This window comes from Albidovulum sp., assembly GCF_049646345.1.
GTDB lineage: Bacteria > Pseudomonadota > Alphaproteobacteria > Rhodobacterales > Rhodobacteraceae > Albidovulum.
In genome coordinates, this window is sequence record NZ_JBARVQ010000325.1 from 1 (window position 1) to 7,008 (window position 7,008).

Here is a 7,008-nt window from a genome sequence, read left to right on the forward strand (position 1 = left end):
CGGGTCAGAAGTTCGTCCAGTTCCACCTTGGTCACGCCCATCGCCTTGGCCCGCTCTTCGCTCAGGAACGGATCGTAAGCCACAACCTTCATATGCAGCCCCAAAGCCCGGTCGCAGACAATGCCGCCGATATTGCCGGCACCGATCACGCCAAGGGTCTTGTTAAAGAGCTCCACCCCCATGAAGCGGTTCTTTTCCCACTTGCCGTCATGGGTCGATGTGCTGGCCTCGGGCAGTTGCCGCGCAACCGCGAACATCATCGCGATGGCATGTTCGGCGGTGGTGACCGAGTTGCCGAACGGCGTGTTCATCACGATAACGCCCTTCTTCGATGCCGCCGGAATGTCGACATTGTCGACCCCGATCCCGGCACGGCCGATCACTTTCAGATTGTCGGCGGCGGCAAGGATCTTTTCGGTCACCTTGGTTGCCGAACGGATGGCAAGGCCGTCATATTGGCCGATCACCTCAAGCAGGCGGTCCTTGTCCTTGCCAAGGTTGGGTTCGAAATCCACCTCGATCCCGCGGTCGCGGAAGATCTGGACGGCGGTTTCACTGAGTTTGTCGGAAACGAGTACTTTGGGTGCCATTTGGCAATTCCTTGTTCTGTCATTCGGAACGCAGTCCCGGACCTGATCCGGGACCTCTGGGTTGGTTTCGGGAGAGACCCCGGAGCAAGTCCGGGGCAAGCTCCCGGAGCAGGTCCGGGGCTGCGGCCCGTCAGGCTTCTACCGCCTGCGCTTCGATCTCGGCCATGAAGGCCCATTCGATCCAGGGCATCAGCGCCTGAACGTCCGAGGCCTCGACCGTCGAGCCGCACCAGATGCGCAGGCCCGGAGGCGCGTCGCGATAGGCACCGGCATCGAGCGCGACGCCTTCGGCTTCCAGCCGCTTGGCGACAGCCTTGGCAAAGGCCGCGCCGTCTGCGATACGGGGATCGGTGAATTTCAGGCAGACGCTGGTGGTCGATGCCGTTGCCGGATCGACAGCCAGATCGGCGATCCAGTCCTTGTCCGCGATGAAATCGCGTACCGCTTTCGCATTGGCATCGGCCCGCGCGATCAGCCCCTTGCGGCCACCGATCGACTGCGCCCATTTCAGCGCGACAAGGTAATCCTCGACGCAGAGCATCGACGGCGTGTTGATCGTCTCACCCTTGAAGATGCCTTCGATCAGCTTGCCGCCCTTGGTCAGGCGGAAAATCTTCGGCAGGGGCCAGGCGGGGGTGTAGCTTTCCAGGCGCTCAACGGCGCGGGGGGACAGGATCAGCACGCCATGCGCGCCCTCGCCGCCCAGCACCTTCTGCCAGCTGAACGTGACCACATCGAGTTTCTCGAAGGGCAGGTCCATCGCGAAAGCGGCCGAGGTCGCGTCGCAGATGGTCAGGCCCTGACGGTCCGCCGGGATCGCATCGCCATTCGGCAACCGCACGCCCGAAGTCGTGCCGTTCCAGGTGAAGACCGCATCGCGGTCAAAGTCGACCGTGCCGAAATCGACGATCTCGCCATAGGGGGCTTTCTTCACCACGGCGTCCAGCTTCAGCTGCTTGACCACATCGGTGACCCAGCCTTCGCCGAAGCTCTCCCAGGCCAGCATGTCCACCGGCCGGGCGCCGAGAAGCGACCAGAGCGCCATTTCGACGGCACCAGTATCCGATGCAGGCACGATACCGATGCGGTAGTCGGCAGGCACGCCGAGCACCTCGCGGGTGAGGTCGATCGCCTCTTTCAGCTTGGCCTTGCCCACGGCAGCACGATGCGAGCGGCCCAATGGCGCGCCCATAAGCATATCGAGGGAAAAACCGGGGATCTTCGTGCAGGGGCCCGAAGAAAAGCGCGGATTGACCGGCCGCGCGGCCGGGGTCTTGAGGTCTGTCATGCTATCCTTCCAGATAAGCGCCCCTCGTTGGGGAGGGGTGTCCCGCCGCCGGGATTACTTCGCCCCTGAAAAACAAGCAAGATATAAAGTGGTTTACACTGCAGATTGTCGCAGACAGGTGCAGAACGCTGCGCGAACATTCCCTCTGGATTGGCACAAATCTGACACAGAGATCGGCGCGACAGTTGCACAGGTAAAGCATGCCCTGTCAACGCGAACTGGCCTGCAAAGACAAAGAAAAACCGCCGAGGGAGCTGGCACTCACCTCAGCGGCATAGAGAAGTTCATCGTTGTGCAAGACTATCCGATCTCGCGCGACGTCTCAAGCCCGGCGGGAGGTGCAGCATGAGCACCGCCCTCACACACACAGGACTGCCCGACGGGGTCACACCCTATGATCTGATCGATGTTCTGGAAAAACTGCGACCCCGTCTCGGGCTGCGGGACGAGGACATTGCCTACCTTCGCTGTGCCTTCCGTCTGGTCCGCGCCGAAGATTTCCTGCCCGGCCGAATCTGCGCCTTCTGGGAGCGAGTAGCCGGGCTTGCGGACCGTCTCGGGGTCAACGTGCGCCGGATAACGCGCATTGAGACCCGGCTGGAAGGGTGCGGGCTGATCCAGCGCACAGGCGCCACCAACGGGCGGCGCTTCGGCCGACGGGCCGAAGACGGGCGCATACTTTCGGCTGGCGGGATCAATCTCGCACCGCTGATCGAGCGCGCGGGCGAACTACTCACGCACCTGCGGTGCGTCGCGAATGATACCGAGCGCCTGAAACGGGACCGACAGCGCGCCAACGACCTGATCCGCCAAATTCGTAGCCTCCCTGTGTCGGACGCCCTGGCGGCCGCCCGCGCCATTTTTCCGCGCCTTCGTCCCTCGGAAGTGCAGGACAACGAAAAGCTGGCGGCGATCATTGACGCGGTCGAAGCAATCGTCACCGACTTTCCGGGAGACATTGGTCAGACAGTTGTGACCGCACCGTCGGACACTTCGGTCCGACCTGATACTAACAGGGAAAGGAAAATCAAAACCTGTAGTGCTGCGAATGCAATCAAGTCGCGAGAGCTGCACATCACCCCGGTGCAGGTCCGAGACCTGGCCAGCGTCGAACTGCGAGAGGCGATCGAGCTTTATCAGGAGGCTAACGAAGAGGACAGGACACCGAGTTGGCGCTGCTTCGTGCTGGCCGCAAGGGATCGGGCGATGATGCTAGGGCTCTCGGGGGCCGATTGGGACAACGCACGAGACCGGCTCGGCAAGATCAGGGTTGCTCTCTGTCTGCTCATCGCTGACCGAAACGCTACCCGTGACGACCGGTTTAAGGTTCGCGATACCATCGCTGCGTTCGTCGGCCTCGTTCGAAAGAGCTCCCGCGATCAGGAGGTGCTGCAGACGTTGCTGATCGAATTGATGCATTTCGCCTTTGGCGGAGCTGCGTCATGACTTCGGTGCAAAGAGCAAGGCGACCCCTGTCATACGCTGGCGCTTCTGACCGAGGACCTTGCGAGGAGTGGCAAGCCTCCCCTTCGAACCCCACCAGCGCAGCCGGTGCCCGCGCCAAGGAGCCGCTGAGCGAGACCTTTGTCTTTCGCTGCACGCCGACTGAAAAGGCCGCGCTCCGGGCAAAGGCCGAAGCGGCGGGCTCGTCGGCGGCCGAGCTTCTACGCGAAGCCTTAGGCCTGACCGAGGTGCGTCGCCGGAAGCCGGTTCCGCGCGTCGCGCCCGAGTTGGTGCGGGCGGTCGGGCGGATCGGTGGCAATCTCAACCAGATCGCCCGCTGGCTGAACCGAGCCGCGCAAATCGGCGAGAGCGGACAGATCGATGCCTTTCAGGTCGCCCGCCAACTAGTCGCCATCGAGCGCCAGCTTACCCAGCTACTCGCAGAGAACCGGCGATGCTGATCAAGTTTTTCCCGAACGGCAAAGGCACCGGCTCCGGCCCGGTCCGTTATCTCGTCGCACAAACAGTGCTGGCATACGATGAAAACCGCGATCTGATCCGGGACGCGAATGGCCAGCCGCTGAGCGTCTCGCGCGAGCCGCTACCCGAGGTGCTTCGCGGCGATCCCAACCGCACCGAGGCACTGATCGATGCCTGCCCTCATGTCTGGAGCTACCGCGCCGGGGTCATTGCCTTCACCGCTGAGGACGCCCCGAGCGAAACCGAGCAACGCGAGATCATGGACCACTTCGAGGCACTGGCCTTCGCCGGGCTCGACGCCCACAGCTACGACATGCTCTGGGTGCGCCACAGCCATGAGGGGCGGGTTGAACTGCATTTCTGCACGCCGCGTATGGAGCTGGAGAGCGGCAAGAGCCTAAACATCGCGCCGCCCGGCTATCGGGCCGCTTTCGACAGCTTGCGTGACTTGATGAACAAGACACACGGCTGGGCCGACCCGATGGACGCTGACCATGCGCGGGAAGTCCGCCGGGTCGAAGAGCGTCCGGACCGTGCCCAGGGGCGTGAAGGGCTGCAGGGCTGGATCCTCGATCAGATATCTGTGGGTCTGATCGAGGATCGCACCCAGATGGTCGCCGCATTGACCGAGGCGGGCTACGAGCTTCCGCGTCATGGCAAGGAATACATCACCGTCAGTGACCCGGAGACCGGCGACCGCTGGCGGCTAAAGGGGGAGATTTTCCATGAAGACTGGCAAGCTGGAGCCGACGCGCCTGAGCGAAAGACTGAACGCGGAACTGGACGCGATCCGGCAGGCGTCCGCCGCCTCGATGGCATCTCAATTGGAGAACTTCAGGCAGGATTTGGAGACCATTGCGACCGACGCGCGCGATATAATCGAGAACGATACGCGCAGGATCATTGAGTGGAACGCGCGGGTATTGAGCAATCGCCTGAGCGAGAGTTTGCGCTGGATCACAATCGCACCCTGGGCGATGGCGGCGACCGCAGCCCTATTTCTGGTGACGTCGGTTGTGCTGAGTTGGATCTGGAGCCGGAGATCGGGGCGCGGCTGGAGCGGAAGAGCACACCCATCGGGCAGAGAATCGAACTCGAGGGAATCAGCTACCTGCTTCTGCCGCCGGGGCAGATCGAGCCGACCCATTGCACCATCAACGGCGAGAAGTTGCCCTGTCTCAGGAGGAAGGAACGCTGAATGAACGAGCCACTCACAGCGTTGGAACGCGAATTGCTGAGCTACGTCGAGCAGTTGGTCGCCGCCTCCGAGAGTTCGGCCCTGCAGTTGCGCGACTTGGAGTTGCGCTCGACAGGGCAGATCGGACAGAAACTCGATTGCTTGGTCGACTGCGTGACTCTGCTGCTGAAGTCGCAGGACATGTTGGCCGGTGCGTTGAAGGGGTTGCTGAACGCGTCCGAGAGCTACGCGATGCTGGAGCAACGCTTGGACGAAAGCTTGAGACAAACGAAGGACGCCGAAAGACGATTGAGCGGGAACTGAAGGTTCGATTCGACAACGCCCGCGAGTGGGAACCGTGACGCGCGACACTGGCTGGAACTGAAGCGGTCTGGGCAGCGAAAATATTGATCCCAAGCTCAAGATCGCCCTCAGGCAACCTGGGCAGTCGCTGATCAGATGACCGACCACCAGAACCGATGGGCGGGAAGCGGTCGTTCGCTACGGGAGTGAGCCAACCAAGGCGCGAAGTCGAAGCAGACGTTCATCCGGCTCCACTTCTGGGCATTATTCTGTGTAGCCGCATTTTTGAAACGGGTGCCAAATACCGGCTGCTGCATGGCATCCTTACTCTCATTCGGGCGCAGAGCAGTCTTTCCGACTGCTGCAATTTCCCAATGCTCATACCAATGTTCCAAACCAGACGGAGCAGTAGCTTACGACCGCCCGTCAACTAAGGCCGTTCACGCCAATGGCCAGCTACGCGTACTTCAACCGCGCCGACGTACAACGAGGTTCTTCAAGCCGGGCGCGAGTGACCAAAGGACGAACAACAAAGCCAAGCACAGAATCGTAGCGCTGATAGGGCGGGTGAAGAACACGGTCCAATCCTGCTTCGAATTCGCGAGCGAAGTCAGGAAGTAGCGTTCCGCCAGAGGCCCGAGGATGACGCCGAGAACCAGCGGTGCCGACGGAAATCCGACGCGTTTCATTCCCCAACCAAGTATTCCGAAGGCAAGGCAGACATAGACATCGAAGATATTGTTCCGAACGCCGTACGCACCGATCACACTCAGCACGATGATGAATGCCGCGAGAATTGCAGGCGGTGTGCGCATCAGTGTCGAGAACATCTGCGCAACCCCTATGCCGGCTCCGATCATCAGCACATTGGCGATGATCATGGCGGCAAAGATCGTGTAGACCATCGACGGGTCCATGATGAACAAGAGCGGACCGGGATTGACGCCGTGCAGCATCATCGCCGCGAGCATGATGGCGGTGGCAGCACTGCCCGGAATACCAAGCGTCAGAAGCGGCACCATCGCGGCCCCGGTCGTGGCGTTCTTGGCCGCTTCTGGTGCAGCCAGCCCTTCTTCTACACCCGTGCCAAACTCATCTCCACGCTTTGAAACCTGCTTTTCGACGCCATATGCGATCACCGCGCCTGGTGTTGCTCCCGCACCGGGGATCAAGCCGATCAGGCAGCCGATCCCGGTACCGCGCAGGATCGCGCCCTTGACGTTTAGAATATCACTGAAGCGCGCACCCATCACCTTTCCATCTGTCTTCTTGGGGCGCAGGTCGCGATCAGTGGCCAGAAGGTCGATGACTTCGCCTATGGCGAAGAGGCCGATCATCACGACAACGAAGCGGATGCCACTTTCCATCTCAGCAACCCCGAAACTGAAACGGGCCTGACCGTAGAGCGGGTCAACGCCGACCGTGCCAACGACGATGCCCAGAAGCAGCGATACCATCGTGATTACCGGCTGATCCTTGGCGATGGCGATGACACTGACAAGCCCCAGAAGCGTTGCGGCAAAGAATTCGGGCTGTGAGAATTTAAGGGCGAAACTGGCAAAGGGTGCTGACAGGAAGGCCAGCATCAGCGCACTGACCAACCCGCCCGTGGCCGAGGCGGTAACGGCGATCGTCAGCGCCCGCTTCACCTCGCCCCGCTTCGTCATCGGGTAGCCATCCCAGGTGGCCGGCAGAGACGCAGGGGTTCCGGGAACATTGATCAGGAT

8 protein-coding genes are annotated in these 7,008 nt (G+C 61.5%); 5 read left to right on the forward strand and 3 right to left on the reverse strand.

Annotated features, from left to right (window positions below; genetic code table 11):
• The coding region (locus WBB85_RS08190) for an NAD(P)-dependent oxidoreductase (RefSeq protein WP_432638130.1) at positions 1-590 on the reverse strand (590 nt) is incomplete at its 3' end.
• Between the two features lie 130 nt (positions 591-720).
• Positions 721-1,878, reverse strand: coding sequence for a phosphoserine transaminase (locus WBB85_RS08195; protein WP_432638131.1), 1,158 nt, complete (start codon positions 1,876-1,878; stop codon positions 721-723).
• A gap of 345 nt (positions 1,879-2,223) precedes the next feature.
• Between WBB85_RS08195 and WBB85_RS08200 the strand changes: the two genes are divergently transcribed.
• From WBB85_RS08200 to WBB85_RS08220, 5 genes are read left to right on the forward strand one after another with little or no spacing between them, the layout of a single operon-like run.
• Positions 2,224-3,324, forward strand: a complete 1,101-nt coding sequence (locus WBB85_RS08200; RefSeq protein ID WP_432638132.1) for a helix-turn-helix domain-containing protein — start codon at positions 2,224-2,226, stop codon at positions 3,322-3,324.
• Positions 3,321-3,782 (forward strand): MobC family plasmid mobilization relaxosome protein, encoded by a 462-nt coding sequence (locus WBB85_RS08205; protein WP_432638133.1) that lies wholly within the window; start codon positions 3,321-3,323, stop codon positions 3,780-3,782. The genes WBB85_RS08200 and WBB85_RS08205 overlap by 4 nt, the downstream gene beginning before the upstream one ends.
• Positions 3,776-4,708: a hypothetical protein gene (locus tag WBB85_RS08210; RefSeq protein WP_432638134.1), complete on the forward strand. Its 933-nt coding sequence runs from the start codon at positions 3,776-3,778 to the stop codon at positions 4,706-4,708. The genes WBB85_RS08205 and WBB85_RS08210 overlap by 7 nt, the downstream gene beginning before the upstream one ends.
• Positions 4,709-4,999, forward strand: a complete 291-nt coding sequence (locus WBB85_RS08215; RefSeq protein WP_432638135.1) for a hypothetical protein — start codon at positions 4,709-4,711, stop codon at positions 4,997-4,999. It abuts the gene before it with no gap.
• Positions 5,000-5,302 (forward strand): hypothetical protein, encoded by a 303-nt coding sequence (locus tag WBB85_RS08220; protein ID WP_432638136.1) that lies wholly within the window; start codon positions 5,000-5,002, stop codon positions 5,300-5,302.
• 446 nt (positions 5,303-5,748) lie between these two features.
• Here WBB85_RS08220 and WBB85_RS08225 read toward each other — a convergent pair.
• A partial coding sequence (locus tag WBB85_RS08225; RefSeq protein WP_432638137.1) for a tripartite tricarboxylate transporter permease occupies positions 5,749-7,008 on the reverse strand: 1,260 nt, incomplete at its 5' end.